This is a genomic window from Streptomyces sp. NPDC050315 (assembly GCF_040655775.1).
GTDB lineage: Bacteria > Actinomycetota > Actinomycetes > Streptomycetales > Streptomycetaceae > Streptomyces.
In genome coordinates, this window is sequence record NZ_JBFAKN010000009.1 from 341,151 (window position 1) to 364,484 (window position 23,334).

Genomic DNA, 23,334 nt, shown 5'->3' on the forward strand with positions numbered 1-23,334 from the left:
GGGGACGACCCATGTCAGTTACGCCTCATCGGCGCCGTCTCAAGCGCCGCCTGGTGGCCGGCGCGACGGTACTGGCCGCCGCGGCCGGCGTCACCGCCGCCGCGCTGCCCGCCGGCGCCGGCACGCCCGGCGGCCCCGGCCACTCCTCCCGCACCGTCGACGTGCAGCTGCTCTCCTTCAACGACTTCCACGGCAACCTGGAGCCGCCGCAGGGCTCTTCCGGCACCGTGGAGGAAGAGCAGGCGGACGGCAGCAAGAAGAAGATCGAGGCCGGTGGCGTCGAGTACCTGGCGAACTCGCTGCGCACCGCGCGCAAGGCCCACCCGTACTCCGTCACCGCGGCCGCCGGCGACCTGGTGGGCGCGAGCCCGCTGCTCTCCGGCCTCTTCCACGACGAGCCGACCGTGGAGGCGATGAACAAGCTGAAGCTGGACGTGGCCGGCGTCGGCAACCACGAGTTCGACGAGGGGCGCGCGGAGCTGGCGCGGCTGCAGAACGGCGGCTGCCACCCGAAGGACGGCTGTTACGAGGACGGGCGGATCTTCGAGGGCGCGGACTACCCGTACCTGGCCGCCAACGTCACCGACGAGAAGACCGGCAAGCCGATCCTCAAGCCGTACACGGTCTGGCAGCACAAGGGCGTGAAGATCGGCTTCATCGGCGTGACGCTGGAGGGCACGCCGGACATCGTCAGCGCCGAGGGCGTCAAGGGCCTGAAGTTCCACGACGAGGCCGAGACCATCGACAAGTACGCCAAGGTGCTGCAGAAGCAGGGCGTGAAGTCGGTCGTCGCGCTGGTCCACGAGGGCGGGGCGCCCGCGTCCACCGCGTACAACTACGACTGCGACAGCCCGGGCCCCGGGGACGGCATCTCCGGGCCGATCACGGAGATCGCCAAGAAGGTCACCCCGAAGGTCGACGCGCTGGTCACCGGCCACACCCACCAGGCGTACGCGTGCACGATCCCCGACCCGGCCGGGCAGCCGCGGATGGTCACCTCGGCGGCCTCCTTCGGCAAGCTCTACACCGACACCACGCTGACGTACGACCGGAAGACCAAGGACATCGTGCGGACGGCCGTGAAGTCGGCCAACCACGTCGTGCACCGCGCCCAGCCCAAGGCGGCGGACCTGACCTCGCTGATCAAGCGCTGGGACAAGCTGGCCGCGCCGGTCGCGAACAAGCCGGTCGGCTACATATCCGATGACATCGCGGGCCGCGGCGCGAGCACCCCCGAGTCGCCGCTCGGTGACGTGATCGCCGACGCGCAGCTGGAGGCGACCGCGGACAGTGGGAAGGGCGGTGCGCAGCTCGCCCTGATGAACCCCGGCGGCGTCCGCTCCGACCTGGCCTTCAAGGCGTCGGGGAGCGAGGGCGACGGGGTGGTGACGTACGGCGAGGCGTTCACCGTGCAGCCGTTCACCAACATGACGAACGTGATCGGGCTGACCGGCGCGCAGCTGATCACCGCGCTGCAGCAGCAGGTCAGCGGCGCGAACGCGGCCTCCCCGAAGATCCTCCAGGTCTCGAAGGGCGTCACCTACACCCTGGACATGACCAAGTCGGGCGCGGACCGGGTGGTCAAGGACTCGGTGAAGCTGAACGGCGAGCCGATCGACCCGGCGAAGACCTACCGTGTCGCGCTGAACGAGTTCCTGGCGGGCGGCGGTGACGGCTTCCCGGTGTTCAAGGAGGGCACGGACAAGTTCGTCGGACCGTCGGACCTGGACGCGTTCACCGCGTATCTGGGTGCGCACTCCTCGGCGTCCGGGCCGCTGGACCCGCCGAAGGCGGACCGGATCACGGTCGTGAAGTAACCGTCCATATCCGTACTTACCTCAAGTAGGACTTGCGTTCGACAGCCGTACGCATGGTGGGATGTAGCGATGCGACCCCCCACACGCATAGCCGCATCGCACGCACCTCAGGACGCGCGGGAAGCTCAACAGCCCCGCGCGTCCCAGGGCGCGGAGCCGCAGGGCGACACCCGCGAGTTCGAACCGGTCAACCCGTACGCGGAGCTGGCCGGACTCGCCGATCCGGAGCCTGACCTCGGCAGCGACGATCCGCTGGGCCTGGGCCTCCGCCCCGAGCCGGACGACGACGAGGCGTGGGCTCCGCCCAATCACCGCAAGGCCAGGCGCGGCCTCGGCCGGTTCGCCGCCGTGCCGATCACCGTCAAGCTGCTCGCCACGGTGCTCGCGGCCGCCTCCTTCGCGGGCCTCGCCGACCGGTTCGCGGTGCTGTACGCACAGAACAAGGCGGCCGAGAAGCTCAAGGACTCGCTGCATCTGGCGGCCGATCCCGAGGTGGACATCGAGGGCTTCCCCTTCCTCACCCAGGTCGCTGACAAGCGCCTGGACCGCGTACGGGTGGCCATCCCCGACCTCGCCGCCGACCGGGTCTCGCTGGCGAAGTTCGAGGCGACGGCGGAGAACGTGACGCTCGACGGCGACCTGCCGACGTCCCTCAAGGGCGGCACGGTCGAACGGATGCACGGCGACGTACTGCTCTCCTTCGAGGACATGAACCGCGAACTGGGCGCCTCACAGGTCAAGTTCAGCGAGCTGGGGCCGCATGCCGTACGCGCGGAGGGGCGGCTGCCGATCGCCGGGCACGAGCTGCGGGTGCACGCCAGGGCCCACATCCGGCAGGCCGGCGACCGCGGCATCTCCACCGAGATCAGCGGGATGCGGCTGGACATCGGCGATGTCGCGGTCTATCGCCCCGGTACGGGCAAGGGTGAGGGCCTGCAGCTGACCCGCAAGACGGCCCGGCAGCTCAGCCGGGAGGCCGCCAAGATCAAGGCGATGCTCGCCGTCCCGGCCATCGCCGACCGCATCGGCATCCCGCAGGAGTACATCGACGCGGCGCTGCACAACGAGAAGAAGCTGCACGACCTGATCGGCACGCCGCGCTTCATCAACAAGCTGATGAAGGTCAATCTGGTCGATGTCGTCGTCGACCACCCCTGGCTGCTGAAGAAGGTCGGCATCGACCCGAAGATTCTCGGCAGCCTCGCGGGGCTCACCAAGCCGGAGCTCGCGGACCGCATGGACCTCTCCTTCCGCCTCCCCGCCACCCCCGGTGACGTGCGGCTTCGCACCATCACCGTGGAGCGGGACGGCATCCGCGCCCAACTCTCCGGCACCGGAATCCCGTTCGGGGAAGCGGCGAAAAAACAGCGCTGAACCGGGGCTTGTGGGGCGGGAGTTACACAACGGGGACAACCACGCGCGCGTGACGTACGTCGTACAGGGTGAACGAACGGTGCACCCGGGGTGTCCGGGTGCCGACCACAGGAGGAACCGTGCGCCACCGCCCCACCCCCACCGCAGCGCGCTGCGCCGCGGTGGTCGCCCTGCTCACCACCCCGCTCCTGCTGGCCGCCCCGGCGAACGCGGCCCCCGCGGACACCGCCCCGGCCGCCTCCGCTGCCGTCGGCCCGGCCGGCACCGCGCCGCAGGCCGACTTCAACCACGACGGCTACGCCGACATCGTTGCCAACGCCCCCGGCGGCACGGTCGACGGCACGGCGAAGGCCGGCTACCTCACCGTGGTCTACGGCTCCGCCTCCGGTGCCGCCACCGGAAAGCACCAGGTCATCAGCCGCGCCACCGCCGGCGTGCCCGGCTCGCCCACCGAGAACGGCCGCTTCGGCGACCGCACCGTCGCCCGCGACCTGGACGGCGACGGCACCGGCGACCTCGTCATCACCGGCGGCGGCGCGCCCGTCGTCCTGTGGGGCTCCGCCGACGGCAAGGGCGGCGCGGGCAGCCTCCAGGGCACCGGCGGCAAGAACCTCACCGCCGGTGACTTCGACGGCGACGGCCACGCCGACCTGGTCGCCGACGGCAACGGCTCGGGGGACTCGGACTCCTCCGGCCTGCACGTGATGTACGGGCCGTTCACCCGGGCCGGGGCGCCCGACCGGACCGCGGACATCGACACCGGCCACCTCTTCGACGCCGAGGACCTGGCCGCCGGTGACCTCAACGGTGACGGCCGGGACGACCTGGTCAGCATGCACGCGTTCGAGGAGATGTCGGAGTCCAGCGAGCTGTGGAAGGGCGGCGCGGGCGGCCTGGCCACCAAGCCCACCGAGCTGCCGGACGCCGCCTCCGCCACCGTCGGCGACGTCGACAAGGACGGCTTCGGCGACCTCATATACCGCCCGGTGCCCGGCGGCGTCGTCGAGGACCTCCCGTACGACAAGGGCACCGTCAAGGTCGCCTACGGCTCGGCGAACGGCCCCGGCACGCGCACGACGACGATCACCCAGGACACCGCGGGCGTCCCGGGCGCGGGCGAGGAGGGCGACCAGTTCGGCTACTCGCTCAGCGCGGGCGATGTGAACGGCGACGGGTACGCCGATGTCGCGGTCGGCGTCCCGTACGAGGACCTCACCTCCGCCTCCGGCGCGGCACTGAAGGACGCGGGCAGCACGGTCCTCCTCAAGGGCGGCAAGGGCGGCCTGACCGGGACCGGCGCACAGTCGTGGCACCAGAACACGGCGGGCGTACCGGGCGTGGCCGAGGCCGGTGACCGCTTCGGCGAGGCGGTCTCGCTGCTCGACACGGACGGCGACGGGAAGACGGACCTCGCGGCGGGTGCGCCCGGCGAGGACGGCACGACCCCGAAGGACACGGGCGCGGTGTGGTCCCTGCGAGGTGCCTCCGGCGGGCTGACGACGGAGGGTGTCGTCTCGTACGGGCCCGGGGCGATCGGGGCCCCGGAGGCGGGAGCCGGGCTGGGTTCGGGCTTCGCCCGGTAAGAGTCCCGGCTCGGAGCGGCACCCCGGGCGTCGGGTGTCCTCAATCGCCGGACGGGCCGGCTTGTGGCGGCTCGTCCGGCGGCGGCAGCGGGGCACCCGGCAGCCGCAGTTCCGCCAGCGTGCCGCCGCCCGGTGCGGGCAGCAGGCGGACGCCGCCGCCCGCCTGCTGCGCCGTGCGGGCCACGATCGACAGGCCGAGGCCGCTGCCGGGCAGGCTGCGGGCCGAGGGCGAACGCCAGAACCGCTCGAAGACGTGCGGGAGTTCGTCCTCGGGGATGCCGGGCCCGTGGTCCCGTACGGTCAGCAGGCCGCCCGTCAGGCGGACCTCGACGGTGCCGCCCGAGGGGCTGAACTTCACCGCGTTGTCCAGGAGATTGACCACCGCGCGCTCCAGCGCGGCCGGCTCGGCCCGTACGTACCAAGGATCCAGCGCCGCGTCGAAGGTGAGGGACGGGCCGCGCAGCCGGGCCCGCTCCAGGGCGGTGCCCGCGATGTCGTGCAGCGCGACCACCTTCAGCGCGGGCTGACCGCCGGGTCCCTGCTCCGGCGTCCGGGACAGCTCCTGAAGGTCGCCGATGAGCGCCGCCAACTCGCCCATCTGGGCCTTCACCGAGTCCAGCAGGGCAAGCTTGTCGGCCGCCGGGATGGCCCGGCCGGTGCGCTCGCTGCGCTCCAGCAGGTCGATGTTGGTACGCAGCGAGGTCAGCGGGGTGCGCAGCTCGTGGCCCGCGTCCGCGATCAGCTGCTGCTGGAGGTCGCGGGAGGCGGCGAGGGCCGCGGTCATGGAGTTGAAGGACCGGGACAGCCGGGCGATCTCGTCCTCGCCCTCGGTGGGAATGCGGATCGCCAGGTCTTCCGTACGGGCGACATGCTCGACGGCCGCCGTGAGCCGGTCCACGGGTTTCAGACCCGCCCTGGCCACCCACAGGCCGGTGGTCGCGGCACCCAGTACGCCCACCCCCGCGACGATCAGCAGGACCAGCGCGAGCTGGTTGAGCGGCTGGGTGACCTGATCCATGGGCGCGGCGACGGACACCGCCACCTGGTTGCCCAGCGCGTCGGTCGCCGGACCGTGGTACGGCACGGTCGAGACCCGCATCTCCGCACCGTCGGCGGCCCGCGCGGTGTGCACGGTGCCGCCGGAGCGGTTCTGCGCGACGGCGACGTCCGCGCGCTCGGCGGGGATCTGCGACTTCTCCGGCGAGGTGCACACGCTGCCGTCCACCGACACCAGCTGGATCGTGTACGGGGTGGGCTGGAAGCGGATGCCCTCGGGCGCGGTGCCGTTGCACTCGGCGCTCAGCGCCCGTACGTACGCCGCGTCCACGCTGACGTTCTTCAAGGTCGCGTCCAGCTGCTCGGTGAGCCGGTCGCGGGTGATCAGCCAGCAGGCGGCGGCGGACGCGGCGACCGCGAGCGCGACGGCCAGCGCGGTGAGCATCGCCAGCCGGGAGCGCAGCGGCAGCCGGCGGTAGCGCTGGGCCGCCTCCTCGCGCAGATTCACTCGGCACCGCCGGACCGCAGGACGTAGCCAACGCCGCGCACGGTGTGCACCAGCCGCGGTTCGCCGCCGGCCTCGGTCTTGCGCCGCAGGTACATCACGTACACGTCCAGGGAGTTGGAGGACGGCTCGAAGTCGAAGCCCCAGACGGCCTTGAGGATCTGCTCGCGGGTGAGGACCTGGCGCGGGTGGGCCAGGAACATCTCCAGCAGGGTGAATTCGGTGCGGGTCAGCTCGACGGGCCGGTCGCCGCGGGTGACTTCGCGGGTGGCGAGGTTCATCGTGAGGTCGGCGAAGGTGAGCGTGTCGCCCTCGTCGGGGGCCGCGCCGGCGGCCGCCGCGTACGAACTGCGCCGCAGCAGCGCGCGGATGCGGGCCAGCAGCTCGTCCAGCTCGAAGGGCTTGACCAGGTAGTCGTCGGCGCCCGCGTCCAGTCCGGTGACCCGGTCGCCGACCGTGTCGCGCGCGGTGAGCATCAGGATCGGCACGGTCAGGCCGCTCGCGCGCAGCCTGCGGGCCGCGGTCAGGCCGTCCATGCGGGGCATCAGCACGTCCAGCACGATCAGTTCGGGCCGGTACGCGGCCACCTTCTCGACCGCGTCCAGGCCGTCCACGGCCTCCTCGGTCGCGTAGCCCTCGAAGGCGAGCGAGCGCCGGAGCGCCTCGCGGACGGCCGGTTCGTCGTCGACGATCAGGATGCGGGCGGGCGTCTCGCCCTGCTCGGCGGCGCTCATGGGTGTCGGGTCCTCGGGTGTACGGAAGCGGACGGTGGGGGTCCCAGCTTCTCAGGTGCGGGTCGCGCTCCTCAGTTGCCGCTGCCGCTCAGTTGCCGCTGCCTCCGGCACGCAGGTTGTCCAGGTCCGCCTTGACGGTGTTGATCGGGATGGCGAAGCCGAGGCCGACGCTGCCGGCGCTGCTGCTGGTGGCGTCGCTCGGCGAGTACATCGCGGAGTTGATGCCGATGATCCGGCCCTGCATGTCGATCAGGGCGCCGCCGGAGTTGCCGGGGTTGAGCGAGGCGTCGGTCTGGATGGCCTTGTACGAGGTGGTCGAGGAGCCGGTGTCGCCGTTGTACTGGTTGCCGCCGAACTCGAACGGCCACGGGATGTCGGCCTGGCCCTGGCTCTGCGGCTGTTGCTGCTGCTCCTCCTTGGGCACGGTCACCTCGCGGCCGAGCGCGGAGACGATGCCGCTGGTCACCGAGCCGGTCAGGCCCTCGGGGGAGCCGATCGCGACGACCTGGTCGCCGACGGCGAGCTTGCTGGAGTCACCGAGCGTGGCGTGCGTGAGGTTCTTGGCGCCCCGCACCTTGAGCAGAGCCAGGTCCTTGCCGGGATCGGTGCCCACCACCTCGGCGGTCTTCGTCGATCCGTCGCTGAAGGACACCGAGACGGTGTCGGCGCCGGAGACGACGTGGTTGTTGGTGATGATCTCGCCGTCGCCGGTGATGACCACGCCGGAGCCGGTGGACTGGCCCTGGGTGGTGCGGGCCTTGATCTCGACTATGGCGGGGCTGACCGCCTTGGCCACCGAGGAGACGCCGTTGCCGGTGGTGGCGCCCGCGTTGACCACGGCGGTGCTCTGGCCGCTGCTGCCGCCCTGGGTGGCGCTCTCGATGAGCGCGGCACTGCCGCCGCCTATCAGGCCGGAGGCCAGCGCGACCGCGGCGATCAGCGCGACGGGCCGCCGCATCCGGCGACGCGGGGCGTCCTGCGGCGCGTACGGGGGCGGCGGCGGGTAGGCACCCGCGGGCCCATGGGCACCGAAGGAGGCGTACGAGGTGGTCTGCTCGGTCTCATCGCCGCTGCGGCGGTAGCTCTCGGTCATGTCTACGACTCTGCGAGCCGTCCATGAGAACCGGCTGAGAACGCCCTGAGAGGTCCGGCAGAAGTCGGTATGCCCGGTATAAAGACGGCCCGGCCGGACTGCCGCCACCCCTTCCTGGGTAACCCCCAGCTGGGGGGACAGGAGCGTTCGATTCGCCCCGAAGGACCGCGGTCAGCCGTCGCAGCCGCAGGAGCGGCGGATCACCAATCGGGAGGGGTACTGGCGCAGCCGCTCCCGGCGTGATCCCGCCACCCGCAGGCCGTCGTCCAGCACGAGGTCCACGGCCGTACGCGCCATCGCCTCCCGGTCCGAGCCGATCGTGGTGAGCGGCGGGTCGGTCAGCGCCGCTTCCTTCACATCGTCGAAGCCCGCCACCGCCAGCTCGCCCGGCACGTCGATGCGCAGCTCGCGGGCCGCGCGCAGCACCGCGATGGCCTGGTCGTCCGTGGCACACATGATCGCCGGCGGCCGGTCCGGGCCCTCCAGCAGCTTCAGCGCGAGGGGGTACGCCTCGTAACGGTTGTACGGGGCCTGGAAGTACCGGCCCTCGGTCGAGCGGCCGGCCTCCTGCATGGCCCGCTGCCAGCCCTTGACGTGGTCGGTGACCGGGTCGCCGGACTTCGGCGTCTCCTCCAGGCCGCCGAAGAACGCCACGTACGAGTGGCCGTGCTCCAGCAGGTGACGGGTGGCGAGCTGGGCGCCGCCGATGTCGTCCGCCATGACGGCGACATCGTCGATGGCGTCCGGGCGGCGGTGCAGCAGCACCACGCGGGCGTCCCAGGTGTCGATCTCGGCGGCGGCGTGCTCGCTGGGGCCCTGGCTGATCAGGATGAGCCCGGCGACCCGCATACCGAGGAAGGCGCGGAGGTAGTGCACCTCGCGCTCGTCCTCGTAATTGGCGTTGCCGACCAGCACCATCTTTCCGCGCTCGGACGCGGCACGCTCCACGGCGTGCGCCATCTCCGCGAAGAACGGCTGGCGGGTGTCGGGGACGATCAGCCCTATGAGGTCGGTCCGGCGCGAGGCCATGGCCTGCGCGACCCGGTCCGGCCGGTACCCCAGCTCCTTGATCGCGGCGAGCACCCGCTCGCGCGTGGCCGGGGCGACCGGCCTCGGTCCGTTGTTGATGACGTAACTCACCACGGCGGTGGACGTCCCCGCCAGCCTCGCCACATCATCCCGCGTCACCTTGGCCACGCGCGGCAGTCTACGCGGGTCGTCCTACCGCTCGGCAGGGCGTGCACCGCTGGTCGCCGCGCTCCGGTCCGCGGTGTGCTCGCGGGCCTCGGCCGCGGCCCGCGCCGCCTTGCGCTCGGCCTCCTTGGCGGCCTTCTCCTTGGCCTCCTCGGAGGCGCGCTCGACCTTGTCCGGTACGACGAAGCGGTAGCCGACGTTGCGCACCGTGCCGATCAGCGACTCGTGCTCGGGACCGAGCTTGGCCCGCAGCCGCCGTACGTGGACATCGACCGTCCGCGTACCGCCGAAGTAGTCGTAGCCCCAGACCTCCTGCAGCAGCTGCGCACGCGTGAAGACCCGGCCCGGGTGCTGGGCCAGATACTTCAGCAGCTCGAACTCCTTGAAGGTCAGGTCCAGGACCCGTCCCTTGAGCTTCGCGCTGTAGGTCGCCTCGTCCACCGAAAGATCACCGTTGCGGATCTCCATCGGGCTGTCGTCCGTGGAGATCTGCTGGCGGCCCATGGCCAGCCGCAGCCGCGCCTCGACCTCGGCCGGGCCCGCGGTGTCGAGCAGTACGTCGTCGATGCCCCAGTCGGCGGTGACGGCGGCGAGACCGCCCTCGGTCACGACCAGGACGAGCGGACAGCCGGGGCCGGTGGAGCGCAGCAGCTGGCACAGCGACCGGACCTGGGGGAGGTCGCGGCGGCCGTCGATGAGGATGATGTCGGCGCCGGGGGTGTCCACCAGGGCCGGGCCTTCGGCCGGCGCGACGCGCACGCTGTGCAACAGGAGGCCGAGCGCGGGCAGCACTTCGGTGGAGGGCTGGAGCGCGTTCGTGAGCAGGAGCAGCGAGCTCATCGCCGACCACCGCCCGTCCGGGTCGTCCGTCGTCGCCTGTCCGTTCGGTGTTCCTGCACGCTTCGCTCGCCCATCGGTTCCTCCTCGGTCCCTGCCTGCGAGGACTTTTGCGGCACTGCTTCGTATGGTCACGGACCCCGCGCCCTTGCGGGGCTCGCGTGCCTCCGGAACGTGAGCACCGCAGTACGCTCCGCGCCCTGGAGCACACCCGCGCTCATCCGCGCACTGCGCGTCTGAAAGCACAAAAGGACCCGGGGGCTACGCTGCCCGGATCCTTCTTGCCCGACAGAATAGCCCACATGACTTCCCGAGCGGCGGCCGACTTTGCGCGATCTTGTGTTCCTTCGGTCACTTCGAGTGGCCGGCGCGCATCGCTGTTGACCGAAGACGGCGTGTGCCTTGAAGCCGAGTATGTCCCCGCGGCGGGCGCTCCGCACGCCGCGCCGGACGGCCCCGGCGACCTCGTCGTCGTCCTCGCGCACGGCTTCACCGGCTCCCTGGACCGCCCCGCGCTGCGCCGCGCGGCCGCCGCCTTCGCGCAGTACACCCCCGTGATCACGTTCTCCTTCCGGGGGCACGGCCGGTCCGGCGGGCGCTCCACGGTGGGCGACCGGGAGGTACTGGATCTGGCGGCGGCGGTGCGGTGGGCGCGCAGCCTGGGCCACACCCGGGTGGCCACGGTCGGCTTCTCCATGGGCGGCTCGGTGGTCGTCCGGCACGCCGCCGAGTACCGCGCCGCGCACAAGGGGCGCACAGGAGCGCACACCGACATGGTGGTGGCGGTGAGCGCCCCGGCACGCTGGTACTACCGGGGTACCGCGGCGATGCGGCGCCTGCACTGGGTCGTGGAGCGCCCGCTGGGCCGCCTGGTGGGCCGCCTCGGCCTCCGCACCCGGATCCACGGCATCGCCTGGGACCCGGTCCCCCTCTCCCCCACGGAAGCCGCCCCGCTGATCGCCCCGACGCCCCTCCTGATCGTCCACGGCGACCGCGACCCGTACTTCCCCCTCGACCACCCGCGCGCACTGGCGGCCGCGGCGGCACCCGACTCCACGGACCTGTGGATCGAGCGGGGCTACGGCCACGCGGAAAACGCGGCGGCCCCGGAGCTACTGGAGCGGATCGCGGAGTGGATCAGGGAGCGGGCCTGACGGCGGCGGGCGTGACGGCGGCGGCGGCTCCGCGACCCGAGCTGTACCGTTTCCCCCACCCTTTCCCCCATGGGGGATTTTTGGGGTCCCCTTCTCAACACAGTAGCCCCAGGCACTGACAACGCCCCCGCCCCGCCTCCCCTCACTCCGTCTCCGCCACCGCCTCCGCGAACTGGGCTGCGTACAGCCGCGCGTACGCGCCGTTCGCCGCCAGCAGGGCGTCGTGCGTGCCCTGTTCGACGATCGCGCCGGATTCCATGACCAGGATCAGGTCGGCGTCGCGGATCGTGGAGAGGCGGTGGGCGATCACGAAGCTCGTGCGGCCCGAGCGCAGTTGCGCCATGGCCTGCTGGATGAGGACCTCGGTACGGGTGTCCACCGAGCTGGTCGCCTCGTCCAGGACCAGGATCGCGGGCTCGGCGAGGAACGCCCGGGCGATGGTGATCAGCTGCTTCTCGCCGACCGAGACGTTGCCGCCCTCCTCGTCGAGGACGGTGTCGTAGCCGTCGGGGAGGGTGCGGACGAAGCGGTCGACGTGGGTGGCCTTCGCGGCCTCCACGATCTTGTCCAGCGAAGTCCCGGCCGGGGCGCCGTACGCGATGTTCTCGGCGATGGTGCCGCCGAACAGCCAGGTGTCCTGGAGGACCATGCCGATGTTCGAGCGGAGTTCCTCGCGGGCCATGGCGGAGATGTCCACGCCGTCGAGGGTGATGCGGCCGCCGCGTACCTCGTAGAACCGCATCAGGAGGTTGACCAACGTCGTCTTGCCGGCGCCGGTGGGGCCGACAATGGCGACCGTCTGGCCCGGGTCCACCGACAGCGACAGGCCCTCGATGAGCGGCTTGTCCTCCTCGTAACGGAAGGAGACGTTCTCGAAGGCGACCTTGCCGCGTACGTGGTCGGGGCGCGGCGGGTGCTGCGCGTCCGGCTCCTGCTCCTCGGCGTCCAGCAGCTCGAAGACCCGCTCGGCGGAGGCGACGCCGGACTGGACGAGGTTGGCCATCGAGGCGACCTGGGTGAGCGGCTGGCTGAACTGGCGGGAGTACTGGATGAAGGCCTGCACGTCGCCGATGGACAGGGCGCCGGAGGCCACGCGGAGGCCGCCGACCACCGCGACCAGTACGTAGTTGAGGTTGCCGATGAACATCATCGCGGGCTGGATGACGCCCGAGATGAACTGCGCCTTGAAGCCCGCCTCGTAGAGCGCGTCGTTCTGCTCGCGGAAGAGCTCGGCGGACTCCTGCTGGCGGCCGAAGACCTTGACCAGGGAGTGGCCGGTGTACATCTCCTCGATGTGCGCGTTGAGCTTGCCGGTGGTCTTCCACTGCTGGACGAACTGCGGCTGGGCTCGTTTGCCGATCTTGGTGGCGACCACCACAGACACCGGCACAGTGATCAGCGCTACCAGCGCCAGCAGCGGGGAGATCCAGAACATCATCGCCAGCACGCCGACGATGGTCAGCAGGGACGCGACGATCTGGGAGAACGTCTGCTGGAAGGTCTGCTGGATGTTGTCGATGTCGTTGGTCGCGCGGGAGAGCACCTCGCCGCGGGACTGCTTGTCGAAGTAACGGAGAGGCAGGCGGGCGAGCTTCTCCTCGACCTGCTCGCGCAGCCGGTACACCGTCTTCTGTACGACCTTGGTGACGATGCGGGCCTGTACGAAGCCGAAGAGCGAGGCGGCCACGTAGATCAGCAGCACCCACAGCAGTACGGTGCCGACCGCGTCGAAGTCGATGCCCTGTCCGGGGATCACCGGCATCGTGCCGAGGATGTCGGCGAGCCCGTTCTCGCCCTTGCGGCGCAGGGCCTCGACGGCCTGCTCCTTGCTGAGTCCGGCGGGCAGCTGCCGCCCGACGATGCCGGCCATGATCAGGTCGGTGGCGTGGCCGAGCACCTTCGGCCCGGCTACCGTCAGCGCGACGCTGACCGTGCCGAGCAGCAGCGAGACGATCACGATGGCGCGCTCGGGCCGCATCTGGCGCAGCAGCCGCTTGCCCGAGCCCTTGAAGTCCATCGACTTCTCGGTGGGCTGGCCGCCCATGAACCGGGCGGGGCCGGCGGCCGGGGCCGGGCCTCTCTTCTGGGCCGCAGGCTGCGGGGCCGCGCCCTTGTCCGGGCTACTCACGCCGCCTCCTGCTCGGTGAGCTGGGAGAGGACGATCTCCCGGTACGTCTCGTTGTCCGCCATCAGTTCGGTGTGCGTACCGGTGCCGACGATGCGGCCCTCGTCGAGGACGACGATCCGGTCGGCGCCGCGGATGGTGGACACCCGCTGCGCGACGATCACCACGGTCGCCCGGCCGGTCTCGCGGGCCAGCGCGGCCCGGAGGGCGGCGTCGGTGGCGTAGTCCAGCGCGGAGAAGGAGTCGTCGAAGAGGTAGATCTCGGGCTTGCGCACCAGCGCGCGGGCGATGGCCAGCCGCTGGCGCTGGCCGCCGGAGAAGTTGCTGCCGCCCTGCGCGACCGGCGCCTCCAGGCCGCCTTCCGTCCGCTCGACGAAGTCCCGGGCCTGCGCGGTTTCCAGCGCGTGCCACAGCTCCTCGTCGGTGGCCGCCGGCCTGCCGTAGCGGAGATTGCTCGCGACGGTCCCGGAGAAGAGGTACGGCTTCTGCGGTACGAGGCCGATGGCGTCGGAGAGGGTGCGCGGGTCCAGGTTCCGTACGTCCTCGCCGTCGACCAGCACCGTGCCGCCGGTCGCGTCGAAGAGCCGGGGCACCAGGCCGAGGAGGGTGGACTTGCCGCTGCCGGTGGAGCCGATGACGGCGGTGGTCTCGCCGGGGCGCGCGAGGAGGGAGATGTCCTTCAGTACCGGTTCCTCGGCGCCGGGGAAGCGGAACTCCACGTCGCGCAGCTCCAGTTCGCCGTGGCGGCGGAGCGTCGTGACGCCGGCGGCGGGCGGGGTGACGCTGGTGTCGGTGTTCAGTACCTCCTGGATGCGCTCGGCGCAGACCTCGGCGCGCGGCAGCATCATGACCATGAACGTGGCCATCATGATCGACATCAGGATGTACATGAGGTAGCTGAGGAAGGCCGTCAGCGCGCCGATCTCCATGCCGCCGCTGTCGATGCGGTGCCCGCCGAACCAGACGACGGCCACGCTGGAGGCGTTCACGATCAGCATGACCAGCGGGAACATCATCGACATGAGGCGTCCCGCGCGCAGCGAGACGTCGTAGAGGTCGGTGTTGGCGTGTCCGAAGCGGGTCCGCTCGTGCTGGTCGCGGACGAAGGCGCGGATGACCCGGATGCCGGTGATCTGCTCGCGCAGCACGCGGTTGACGGTGTCGATGCGCTCCTGCACGCCGCGGAAGAGCGGCCGCATCCGCCGCACGATCAGCGCGACGAGGACGCCGAGTACGGGCACGATCACCAGCAGCAGACCGGAGAGCGGCACGTCCTGGTTGAGCGCCATGACGACGCCGCCGACCATCATGATGGGCGCCGCGACCATCATCGTGAACGTCATCAGGACCAGCATCTGGACCTGCTGGACGTCGTTGGTGGTACGCGTGATGAGCGAGGGCGCGCCGAAGGAGCCCAGCTCGCGCGCGGAGAAGGACTGTACGCGGTCGAAGACGGCGGCGCGGATGTCGCGGCCGAGCGCCATGGCCGTACGGGCGCCGAAGTAGACGGCGCCGATCGCGCAGACGATCTGCAGCAGCGTCACGGCGATCATGACGCCGCCGGTACGGAAGATGTAGCCCGTGTCCCCCTTCACGACACCGTTGTCAATGATGTCGGCGTTGAGGGTGGGCAGATAGAGGGTGGCCAGCGTCTGGATCAGCTGGAGGAGCACGATCAGCGATATCGAGCGTCTGTGGGGGCCAAGGTGTGCCCTGGCGAGTCGGACCAGCACTCGGTCGAGCTTATGCGAACGCTTGCCCGGAGCAACCGACTTTTCCGTGTCTCCGCGGCCGTCTCCGCGTAGGCCATCATGGAGGCGGCAACGAAGGAGAAGAGGGGCCGCCGTGACATCAACAGGCACCGTGCGAGGCACTGTCCGTTACTGGGCAGCGGCCAAGGCCGCGGCCGGTACCGCCGAGGAGCCGTACGCCGCGGGCACGCTCGCCGAGGCGCTGGACGCGGCGCGCGCGGCGCACGCGGCGAATCCGGAGTTCGCGCGGGTACTGCAGCGCTGCTCGTTCCTGGTGAACGGCACCGCCGTCGGCACCCGGGACCATGCCACGGTCGAACTCGCCGAGGGCGGCACCGTCGAGGTCCTCCCGCCGTTCGCGGGAGGATGAGCACCGAGATGAGCGACCAGCAGCACAACCCTTATGGGCAGCAGTACGGGTCGTACGACCAGCAGTACGGGTCGTACGACAACGGAGCGTACGGAAGCGCCGGTTACGGCAACGGCGCGTACGACGGTTACCAGTACCCCCAGGACGCGTACGCCCAGCCGCAGCCGCAGACCCAGACCTGGGAAGGCAACACCTGGCAGACCGACGCGGGGCTGCCCGCGCACGCGTCCGCCGCCGCGGAGACCACCCACCTGCCCGGTCAGCACGCGGCGCCGCAGGCCGTCGCCGCGCCGCAGTCCGTCGCCGCGCCTCCCGAGGACCTCTCCCACCTCGCGCCCAACCAGCGCGCCCGCGCCCTCGGCCACTCGCCGATCATTCCGCCCGGCTTCCAGCCGGCCGCGCTCACGGCGGGGCTCGCGGTGCTGCTCGCGCTGGCGGCGCCGCTGCCCCAGGTGTTCCCGGCCGTGGTGGTCGCGGTCCTGCAGGCGGTCACGGCGGCCGGCTGGTTCCGGCTGAACGGCATGTGGCCCGCCCGCCAGGGCATCGCGCTGGCGTTCCTCGGCGGCCTGGTCACCGATGTCGCGCTGCTGGCCACCGACCGGGACGAGGCGCCCGTCGTCGGCATCGGCACGCTCGGCGTGTGGTGTCTGCTCGTTCTCGTCCTGCAGCTGCGCAACCGCAGCAGCGCGGACGAGCGGATGTACGCGCTGACCGCGGGCCTCACCTCTTCCGCGCTGGCGGTACTGGCCGCGGGCCACCTCGCGGCCGAGCCGCACGCCACGGTGACCGGCGCGGCCGCGGTGGCGGTCGCGGTGCTCGCCCGCGCGCTGCCGCTGCCGGGGCCCGTCTCCGTCGTACTGGCGCTGCTCGCCGCCACCGGCGCGGGCATCGCGGCCGGACAGCTGGGCGGCTACGGCACCGCCGGCGCCGTCCTCGGGCTCGCGGCCGGCGGCTGCGCGCTGATCGGCCTGCGGGTGGCCAGCTACGACTACCCCTCGCGGTTCGTGCACCTGACGGCCGGCGTGGCGCTGCCGCTGGCGCTCGCGGCGCCCGCCGTCTACGTCCTGGGGCGCGCCCTCGGCTGACGATCTCCGCCGTCGGGCAACCTCACACGGCCGGTCACGCTCCTTATGTACGGAACGTGACCGGCCGATTCATGCCGCCGTCCGGGTGACCCGGTTAGGCTCGGCGGCACACCGAAGCGTGGGGGGAAGAGGTTCGATGCGTGCTCTGAGAAGGCTCGTGGTGCTCCTGGTCGTCGTCTGCGTGCTGTTCGTGGCGGCCGACCGGCTGGCGGTGAATTTCGCCGAGGACAAGGCCGCCGAGAAGATCCGCGGCAGCCTGGGGCTGAGCGAGACGCCACAGGTCTCGGTCAAGGGCTTCCCCTTCCTCACCCAGGTCGCGAGCGGCACGCTCACCGAGGTCGACGCCACGCTCGGCGGCGTCGAGGCCACGGCGGAGGGTCGCCGACTGCGCGTGACGGAGCTGTCGGCCCAGTTCCACGACGTGAAGCTGAGCAGCGACTACACCTCCATCGAGGGCGCCGCCTCGGCGACGGGCGAGGCGCGGATCGGCTATGCCGATCTGACGAAGGCGGCGGGCGACGGCGTCCGCGTCTCGTACGGCGGGTCCGGCGGCGGCAGCAAGGGCCGGGTCAAGATCTCGCCGGATGTCCCCGTGCTCAGCAATCTCGACGTGGTCGGCACGATCTCCACGGTGGGCGGCGACACCATCCGACTGCGCGCCGACGAGCTCCCGGGCCTGTGCACCGCGGTCCCCGGCTGCGAGGACAAGGTGCGGGCCCGCACGGACCACGACTGGAAGCTGGGCGAGCTGCCGGCCGGGCTGAAACTGGACCGCGTGACGACCACCCGGGACGGCATCGTGGTCGCCGCGAAGGGCACCGACGTCCGGCTGTCCACCTCCTGAGACGCCGCTGTCCGCAACGCGACCCGCCGAGGCCGCCGAACCCGCTGTTCGGCGGCGCCCGGGCACCCGCACACGGCACCTCGTACCACATTACGGACGAACACGTCTCAGCATCCGACACACCGGTGACACGCCCCACCGTCCCTCTTTACGATCGGAGCCATGCAGAGCCTGATGAGCCGTTCCCGTACGCGGGGACAGGCGGATCTCACGAAGCGGCGGGCAGTCGACCTGTGCCGCGTCGCCGCCATGCTCTGTCGCTCTGTCTGACGGGTTTCTGCCACCCGTTCTCCCGGCCGCGAGGCCATTCCCCTCGTTTCCCGCGCAGCGCCGCGCGCTTCTGAATGCCGCCGCGCGCACCCGGCGTACCCACGCGCACCCCGCAACTGCCCCGGAGGAGAAAACCATGAGCCGTAGCGACGTCCTCGTCGACGCCGACTGGGTCGAGGCCCACATCGACGACCCCAAGGTGGTCATCGTCGAGGTGGACGAGGACACCTCGGCCTACGACAAGAACCACATCAAGAACGCGGTCCGCATCGACTGGCAGAAGGACCTGCAGGACCCGGTACGCCGTGACTTCGTCGACCAGGCCGGCTTCGAGAAGCTGCTGTCGGAGAAGGGCATCGCCAACGACGACACCGTCGTCCTCTACGGCGGCAACAACAACTGGTTCGCGTCCTACGCCTACTGGTACTTCAAGCTCTACGGCCACCAGGACGTGAAGCTCCTCGACGGCGGCCGCAAGAAGTGGGAGCTGGACTCCCGCGACCTGGTCGACGGCTCGCAGGTGCCCAACCGCCCGGCGACCCAGTACAAGGCCCAGCCGCAGGACACCTCCATCCGCGCCTTCCGCGACGACGTCGTCAACGCGATCGGCAACAAGAACCTGGTGGACGTCCGCTCCCCCGACGAGTTCAGCGGCAAGCTGCTCGCCCCGGCGCACCTCCCGCAGGAGCAGTCGCAGCGCCCCGGTCACGTGCCGAGCGCCCGCAACATCCCGTGGTCGAAGAACGCCAACGACGACGGCACCTTCAAGTCCGACGAGGAGCTCAAGGCCCTCTACGAGGACGAGCAGGTCGACCTGTCCAAGGACACCGTCGCCTACTGCCGCATCGGTGAGCGTTCCGCGCTCACCTGGTTCGTGCTGCACGAGCTCCTGGGCCAGGAGAACGTCAAGAACTACGACGGTTCCTGGACCGAGTACGGCTCGCTGGTCGGCGTGCCGATCGAGCTCGGCGCCGCGAAGTAAGCCCCGACCCTTCCCTACACCCCTCAAGGAATCCCCATGTGTGGAGCACAGGCCGGCGGCCCCGACGCGTCGACCATCAAGCCCGGTGAGACCACGATCCAGGGCAGCGTGACCAAGGACGGCGAGCCCGTCACCGGTTACGTCCGCCTGCTGGACAGCACCGGCGAGTTCACCGCCGAGGTCCCCACCTCGGCGACCGGACAGTTCCGTTTCTACGCGGCCGAAGGCACCTGGACGCTGCGCGCGCTCGTCCCGGGTGGCACCGCCGACCGCACCGTGGTCGCCCAGCAGGGTGGCCTGGCGGAGGTCGCCATCGCCGTCTGAGGCACCGCGCAGCGGTACTTCTACGGCCGGAGGGCCGCACCCCAGGGGTTTGGACGCCTTGACTGGGGGTGCGGCCCTCCGCGCGTTCCGTACGGCCTGCTCAACGGTTTCCCCCGCCGCCGCGCGGTCTTACCGTGGAGACATGTCCGTCCAGCGCCGCCATCGCCGGTACTACGCCATGATGGCCGTCTGCATCACGCTCTTCGTCCTGGCCTGGGGCGTGGTCCGGCTCTGGTCCGTCCCGGCGGCGGTGGCGATGTGCGTCGTCGCCATGGTCATCCCGCCCTTCGCGGCGATCGTGGCGAACCGCAGGGAGCCGGGCGAGCGCTGGTGGGACGAGTCCGGTGACCCGGAATCGGACCGCTGGTGGCGCGAGCTGGACGACAAGGGCCGCCGGTGAGCGCGGTCCGGCCCCGCTGGGGCGGACCTCACAGCGCCGCCGCTTCGCACGGCGACTAGACTCACCTACGGTCCGTAAACCCTCACTCCGTCCGAGGAGCGCGCTCGTGCTTGAGGCATTCTTCACCACTCTGCTCGTCCTGGTCGGCATCGGCGTCATCGCCTTCGCCGGTCTGACCTGGAAGAAGCTGTACCAGGGCCAGCGCTGAGCCCGCGCGGACCGAGACCTTCCCCTCTTCTATAGATCGCCTGAGCTCTCATGATCGAGATCCCGTCCGACCTGAACCCGGCCCTCGTACCGCTGGCCTTCCTCCTCGGCCGCTGGGAGGGTGCCGGCGTCGCCGACTTCCCCGGCACCGAGAAGTGCAACTTCGGGCAGGAGGTCACCTTCAGCCACGACGGCCGTGACTTCCTGGAGTACACCTCGCACAGCTGGGTGCTGGACGGCGAGGGCAAGAAGGTCCGTCCGCTGGAGACCGAGAGCGGCTACTGGCGCATCGACAAGGACCGCAAGGTCGAGATCGTCATGATCCGCGACCAGGGCATCGTCGAGGTCTGGTACGGCGAGCTGGCCGACCAGAAGCCGCAGATCGACCTGGCCACGGACGCCGTGGCCCGCACCGAGGCCGCGGGCCCGTACAGCGGCGGCAAGCGGCTGTACGGCTACGTCAACAGCGACCTGATGTGGGTCGGCGAGAAGGCCACGCCGGACGTCCCGCTGCGCCCGTACATGTCGGCCCACCTGAAGAAGGTCGCCGACGCGAGCCTGCAGGAGTGGGCGGAGAGCCTGCCCGACGACATGCCGGACGGCGTCTCCTTCTTCAACGCGGACGGCACTCCGTACAAGCCGCAGGGCGAGGCGTAAGACCTGTCCGCATACGGGTTCTGAGCCCGGCGGGCCCTGCGGAGGGCGCGCCTACACTGGGGGGCGTGGTGACCACTGACTGGCAGAGCGACCTCCGCAAGCGCGGATACCGTCTGACCCCCCAGCGGCAGCTCGTGCTGGAGGCGGTGGACCGGCTGGAGCACGCCACGCCCGACGAGATCCTCACCGAGGTGCGCAAGACGGCGGGCGGCGTCAACATCTCCACGGTCTACCGCACCCTGGAGCTGCTGGAGGAACTGGGGCTGGTCAGCCACGCCCACCTCGGGCACGGCGCACCCACGTACCACCTCGCCGACCGGCACCACCACATCCACCTGGTGTGCCGGGACTGCACGGACGTGATCGAGGCCGATCTCTCGGTGGCGGCGCCCTTCACGGAGACGCTGCGCGAGCAGTTCGGCTTTGACACCGACCTCAAGCACTTCGCGATCTTCGGCCGGTGCAAGAAGTGCACCGCGAAGGCCGCCGACGGCGGCGCGGACACCGGTGGTACGGACGCGGGCTGACGTCCGGGGCGAGCGGGCCGACCGTCCAGTAGTACCGGGACGTAGGCTGGAGACCATGAAGAGCCCCCTGCTGTCGCTGCCCGGTGCCGTCCCCGCCGAGGCCCCCGACGAAGGCGTCGCCGCCCACTACGGCGACCTCTTCCGCGAGCAACGCGCCCTCGCCGACGGCGCCGGCTTCGTGGACCTCTCGCACCGCGGCGTACTGACCGTCTCCGGCCCCGAACGGCTGACCTGGCTGCACCTGCTGCTCACCCAGCACGTCAGCGAGCTCGCGCCCGGCCACGCCACCGAGGCGCTGATCCTCTCCGCCAACGGCCACATCGAGCACGCGGTCTACCTCGTCGACGACGGCGAGACGACCTGGATGCACACCGAGCCGGGCACCCAGGAAGCGCTGCTCGGGTACCTCGAGAGTATGAAGTTCTTCTACCGGGTCGAGGCCGCCGACCGCACGGAGGAGATCGCCGTCGTCCACCTGCCGGCCGGCTCCATCACCGAGACGCCCGCCGACGCCGCCGCCGTCCGCGAGACGCCGCACGGCCGCGACCTCTTCCTGCCGCGCGCCTCCCTGGAGGGCTTCGCCGCCGCGCACGGCCCCGCGATCGGCGTACTGGCCCTGGAGGCGCTACGCGTCGAGGCGCACCGCCCCCGCCTCGGCCTGGAGACCGACCACCGCACCATCCCGCACGAGCTGGGCTGGATCGGCACGGCCGTCCACCTCCAGAAGGGCTGCTACCGCGGCCAGGAAACCGTCGCCCGCGTCCACAACCTGGGCAAGCCCCCGCGCCGCCTGGTCTTCCTCCACCTGGACGGCAGCGAGGTAAAACTGCCGGGCCACGGCGCGCCGGTCCGCCTGGCGTCGGAGGGCACGGAGGGCCGTCAGATCGGCTTCGTGACGACCTCGGCCCGCCACTACGAACTGGGCCCGATCGCGCTCGCCCTGGTGAAGCGGAACGTGGCGGTGGACGCGCAACTGATGGCGGACGGCACGGCTGCGGCACAGGAGGTCGTGGTCGAGCCATAAATCAAGCCCGTCCGGCGCTTGAGGACCGGGGGTCCGGGGCAGAGCCCCCGGTCGGGAAGGGGCGGGGCTGGGGCCTACACCTCCACGAGCACCGTGAACGGCCCGTCATTCGTCAACGACACCTTCATGTCCGCCCCGAACCGACCGGTTTCCACATGCGCCCCAAGGGCACGGAGCTGAGCCACGACCTCGTCAACGAGCGGCTCGGCCACCGGCCCCGGCGCCGCCGCGTTCCAGGTGGGCCGCCGCCCCTTCCGGGCGTCCCCGTACAGCGTGAACTGGCTGATCACCAGCAGCCCGGCCCCCGTGTCCGAGCACGACTTCTCGCCCTCCAGAATGCGGACGGACCACAGCTTGCGGGCCAGCTGAGCGGCCTTCTCCGGAGTGTCGTCATGCGTCACCCCCACCAGGACGCACAGCCCCTCCCCCACAACCTCGCCGACCGTCTCGCCGTCCACGGCGACCCGCGCGCCGTTCACCCTCTGCACCACTGCTCGCATACCGCCATGATGCCGGGCGCCACCCCAGGCCACCCCCCGGGGTGCGGCGCCCCGTACCACCCGGACAGCCCAACAACGGCGCACGGCGTACCCCCACACGGACCGTTCACGCGCCGATGACCCTGCGCGCACACCACTCGCAGTGGCACGATGCGTGCACAAGGTGCGCGGGACCACTCGGCTCCAGGACCGCACCGCACGAGGGGACGGACATACGCATGAGCACCGCCGGCGCCGGGCAGACACCCTCCGGTTCCGTACCATTTGCCCGTACATCCACCCAAGGGGCCGCGGCAACGTCCGCGAGCGGGCCCCTGCCCCCGCCGACGACGACGTCCACGTCCCGGCCCGAGCCGCCGCCCCCGCCCGGGCGCCCGGCACAGGACGGTGACCGCACCGAGGATGGCCCCATGCTCCCCGCAGGCCCGGCACAGCCCCGCCCTCCGCTGCAGCGCGACCGCTTCCGTCCGGCCCCCCGGCCCGACCTCTCGGGACTCGGCCTGCCCGAGATCCGCAAGCTGCGCCGGGACGCGCAGCAGGAGGAGGCCGACCTCAGCTACGTACGCCGGCTGCTCCAGGGCCGGATCGACATCCTGCGCGCCGAGGCGGCCCGCCGGGCCGCACCGCAGACCACGGTCCTGGACCGGCTGCCGGAGATCCTCACGGACGGTCCGTCGCGGCACCGCTCCTCGGCCCGGCACGTGACGGTCGGGACGCCGCACAGCGAGGAGTACCGCCGGCTGGCCGAGGACATGCTCGGCGAGGTCGAGCTGTCCGACCTGGGCGCGCGCACGGACGCCGAGCTGCGGGACGCGATGAGCCGGCTCGTGCAGTACGAGCGGCAGGTCTCGCTGCGCCGCCAGTCGCTGCAGCGCACGGCGGACGATTGCAGCGCGGAGATCGCCCGCAGGTACCGTGAAGGGGAAGCACAAGTAGACGACCTGCTCTCCTGACGCGGAGGCCACCGGCCTTCCGAGGAGG

At 71.3% G+C, this 23,334-nt stretch carries 23 protein-coding genes; 15 read left to right on the plus strand and 8 right to left on the minus strand.

Features of this window, described 5'->3' with window-relative positions:
- The first annotated feature begins 11 nt into the window (after positions 1-11).
- The 3 genes from AB0I82_RS30645 (at position 12) to AB0I82_RS30655 (ending at position 4,774) form a co-directional block, all read left to right on the plus strand.
- Positions 12-1,817, plus strand: coding sequence for a bifunctional metallophosphatase/5'-nucleotidase (locus AB0I82_RS30645; RefSeq protein WP_363260645.1), 1,806 nt, complete (start codon positions 12-14; stop codon positions 1,815-1,817).
- Between the two features lie 69 nt (positions 1,818-1,886).
- The gene (locus AB0I82_RS30650) at positions 1,887-3,191 is read left to right on the plus strand and encodes a DUF2993 domain-containing protein (RefSeq protein ID WP_363260646.1); all 1,305 of its coding nucleotides are present in this window, start codon (positions 1,887-1,889) and stop codon (positions 3,189-3,191) included.
- A gap of 119 nt (positions 3,192-3,310) precedes the next feature.
- Positions 3,311-4,774 (plus strand): FG-GAP-like repeat-containing protein, encoded by a 1,464-nt coding sequence (locus tag AB0I82_RS30655; RefSeq protein WP_363260647.1) that lies wholly within the window; start codon positions 3,311-3,313, stop codon positions 4,772-4,774.
- A 40-nt stretch (positions 4,775-4,814) separates the two neighbouring features.
- Here AB0I82_RS30655 and AB0I82_RS30660 read toward each other — a convergent pair whose 3' ends face one another.
- The 5 genes from AB0I82_RS30660 to AB0I82_RS30680 all read right to left on the minus strand — a co-directional run bounded on the left by AB0I82_RS30660 (position 4,815) and on the right by AB0I82_RS30680 (position 10,136).
- Positions 4,815-6,215, minus strand: coding sequence for a HAMP domain-containing sensor histidine kinase (locus tag AB0I82_RS30660; RefSeq protein WP_363260728.1), 1,401 nt, complete (start codon positions 6,213-6,215; stop codon positions 4,815-4,817).
- Positions 6,216-6,274: 59 nt separating this feature from the next.
- Positions 6,275-7,009, minus strand: a complete 735-nt coding sequence (locus tag AB0I82_RS30665) for a response regulator transcription factor (RefSeq protein ID WP_363260648.1) — start codon at positions 7,007-7,009, stop codon at positions 6,275-6,277.
- Positions 7,010-7,097: 88 nt separating this feature from the next.
- A complete protein-coding gene (locus AB0I82_RS30670; protein WP_363260649.1) occupies positions 7,098-8,102 on the minus strand; it encodes a trypsin-like peptidase domain-containing protein in 1,005 nt (334 codons plus the stop codon).
- A 171-nt stretch (positions 8,103-8,273) separates the two neighbouring features.
- Positions 8,274-9,299 carry a LacI family DNA-binding transcriptional regulator gene (locus AB0I82_RS30675; protein ID WP_363260650.1) on the minus strand — a complete coding sequence of 342 codons (1,026 nt, stop codon included), beginning with the start codon at positions 9,297-9,299 and terminating at the stop codon, positions 8,274-8,276.
- 24 nt (positions 9,300-9,323) lie between these two features.
- Positions 9,324-10,136, minus strand: coding sequence for a response regulator transcription factor (locus AB0I82_RS30680; RefSeq protein WP_363260651.1), 813 nt, complete (start codon positions 10,134-10,136; stop codon positions 9,324-9,326).
- A gap of 299 nt (positions 10,137-10,435) precedes the next feature.
- Between AB0I82_RS30680 and AB0I82_RS30685 the strand changes: the two genes are divergently transcribed.
- The gene (locus tag AB0I82_RS30685; protein ID WP_363260652.1) at positions 10,436-11,287 is read left to right on the plus strand and encodes an alpha/beta fold hydrolase; all 852 of its coding nucleotides are present in this window, start codon (positions 10,436-10,438) and stop codon (positions 11,285-11,287) included.
- A 142-nt stretch (positions 11,288-11,429) separates the two neighbouring features.
- On the opposite strand, the gene AB0I82_RS30690 is transcribed toward AB0I82_RS30685, so the two are convergent.
- Together AB0I82_RS30690 and AB0I82_RS30695 are read right to left on the minus strand one after the other, a co-directional pair.
- Entirely contained in the window at positions 11,430-13,331 is a 1,902-nt protein-coding gene (locus AB0I82_RS30690) for an ABC transporter ATP-binding protein (protein WP_363260729.1), read from the minus strand.
- A gap of 80 nt (positions 13,332-13,411) precedes the next feature.
- A complete protein-coding gene (locus AB0I82_RS30695; protein ID WP_363260653.1) occupies positions 13,412-15,145 on the minus strand; it encodes an ABC transporter ATP-binding protein in 1,734 nt (577 codons plus the stop codon).
- 130 nt (positions 15,146-15,275) lie between these two features.
- Here AB0I82_RS30695 and AB0I82_RS30700 point away from each other — a divergent pair, with 130 nt between their 5' ends.
- The 10 genes from AB0I82_RS30700 (at position 15,276) to AB0I82_RS30745 (ending at position 21,853) form a co-directional block, all read left to right on the plus strand.
- Complete coding sequence (locus AB0I82_RS30700; protein ID WP_363260654.1) at positions 15,276-15,533, plus strand: MoaD/ThiS family protein; 258 nt, start codon at positions 15,276-15,278, stop codon at positions 15,531-15,533.
- A complete protein-coding gene (locus tag AB0I82_RS30705) occupies positions 15,530-16,618 on the plus strand; it encodes a hypothetical protein (protein ID WP_363260655.1) in 1,089 nt (362 codons plus the stop codon). The genes AB0I82_RS30700 and AB0I82_RS30705 overlap by 4 nt, the downstream gene beginning before the upstream one ends.
- 136 nt (positions 16,619-16,754) lie before the next feature.
- Positions 16,755-17,462, plus strand: coding sequence for a DUF2993 domain-containing protein (locus tag AB0I82_RS30710; protein WP_363260656.1), 708 nt, complete (start codon positions 16,755-16,757; stop codon positions 17,460-17,462).
- A gap of 174 nt (positions 17,463-17,636) precedes the next feature.
- Positions 17,637-17,732: a putative leader peptide gene (locus tag AB0I82_RS30715; protein ID WP_351594259.1), complete on the plus strand. Its 96-nt coding sequence runs from the start codon at positions 17,637-17,639 to the stop codon at positions 17,730-17,732.
- A 136-nt stretch (positions 17,733-17,868) separates the two neighbouring features.
- On the plus strand, positions 17,869-18,714 hold the full coding sequence (locus tag AB0I82_RS30720) for a sulfurtransferase (RefSeq protein WP_363260657.1): 846 nt from the start codon (positions 17,869-17,871) through the stop codon (positions 18,712-18,714).
- A gap of 36 nt (positions 18,715-18,750) precedes the next feature.
- The gene (locus AB0I82_RS30725) at positions 18,751-19,038 is read left to right on the plus strand and encodes a DUF1416 domain-containing protein (protein ID WP_030254814.1); all 288 of its coding nucleotides are present in this window, start codon (positions 18,751-18,753) and stop codon (positions 19,036-19,038) included.
- Complete coding sequence (locus tag AB0I82_RS30730) at positions 19,007-19,438, plus strand: DUF3099 domain-containing protein (RefSeq protein ID WP_363260659.1); 432 nt, start codon at positions 19,007-19,009, stop codon at positions 19,436-19,438. Before AB0I82_RS30725 ends, AB0I82_RS30730 begins: the two co-directional genes overlap by 32 nt.
- A 258-nt stretch (positions 19,439-19,696) precedes the next feature.
- Entirely contained in the window at positions 19,697-20,302 is a 606-nt protein-coding gene (locus tag AB0I82_RS30735) for an FABP family protein (RefSeq protein WP_223736966.1), read from the plus strand.
- A gap of 65 nt (positions 20,303-20,367) precedes the next feature.
- On the plus strand, positions 20,368-20,829 hold the full coding sequence (locus AB0I82_RS30740) for a transcriptional repressor (protein ID WP_363260660.1): 462 nt from the start codon (positions 20,368-20,370) through the stop codon (positions 20,827-20,829).
- A gap of 55 nt (positions 20,830-20,884) precedes the next feature.
- Positions 20,885-21,853, plus strand: coding sequence for a glycine cleavage T C-terminal barrel domain-containing protein (locus AB0I82_RS30745; protein WP_363260661.1), 969 nt, complete (start codon positions 20,885-20,887; stop codon positions 21,851-21,853).
- Between the two features lie 74 nt (positions 21,854-21,927).
- Here the strand turns inward: AB0I82_RS30745 and dtd are convergent, their stop codons facing one another.
- On the minus strand, positions 21,928-22,353 hold the full coding sequence (dtd, locus tag AB0I82_RS30750; protein WP_363260662.1) for a D-aminoacyl-tRNA deacylase: 426 nt from the start codon (positions 22,351-22,353) through the stop codon (positions 21,928-21,930).
- A gap of 410 nt (positions 22,354-22,763) precedes the next feature.
- On the opposite strand from dtd, the gene AB0I82_RS30755 reads away from it, so the two are divergent.
- Positions 22,764-23,306, plus strand: coding sequence for an ABC transporter substrate-binding protein (locus tag AB0I82_RS30755; protein WP_363260663.1), 543 nt, complete (start codon positions 22,764-22,766; stop codon positions 23,304-23,306).
- Positions 23,307-23,334 lie beyond the last annotated feature (28 nt).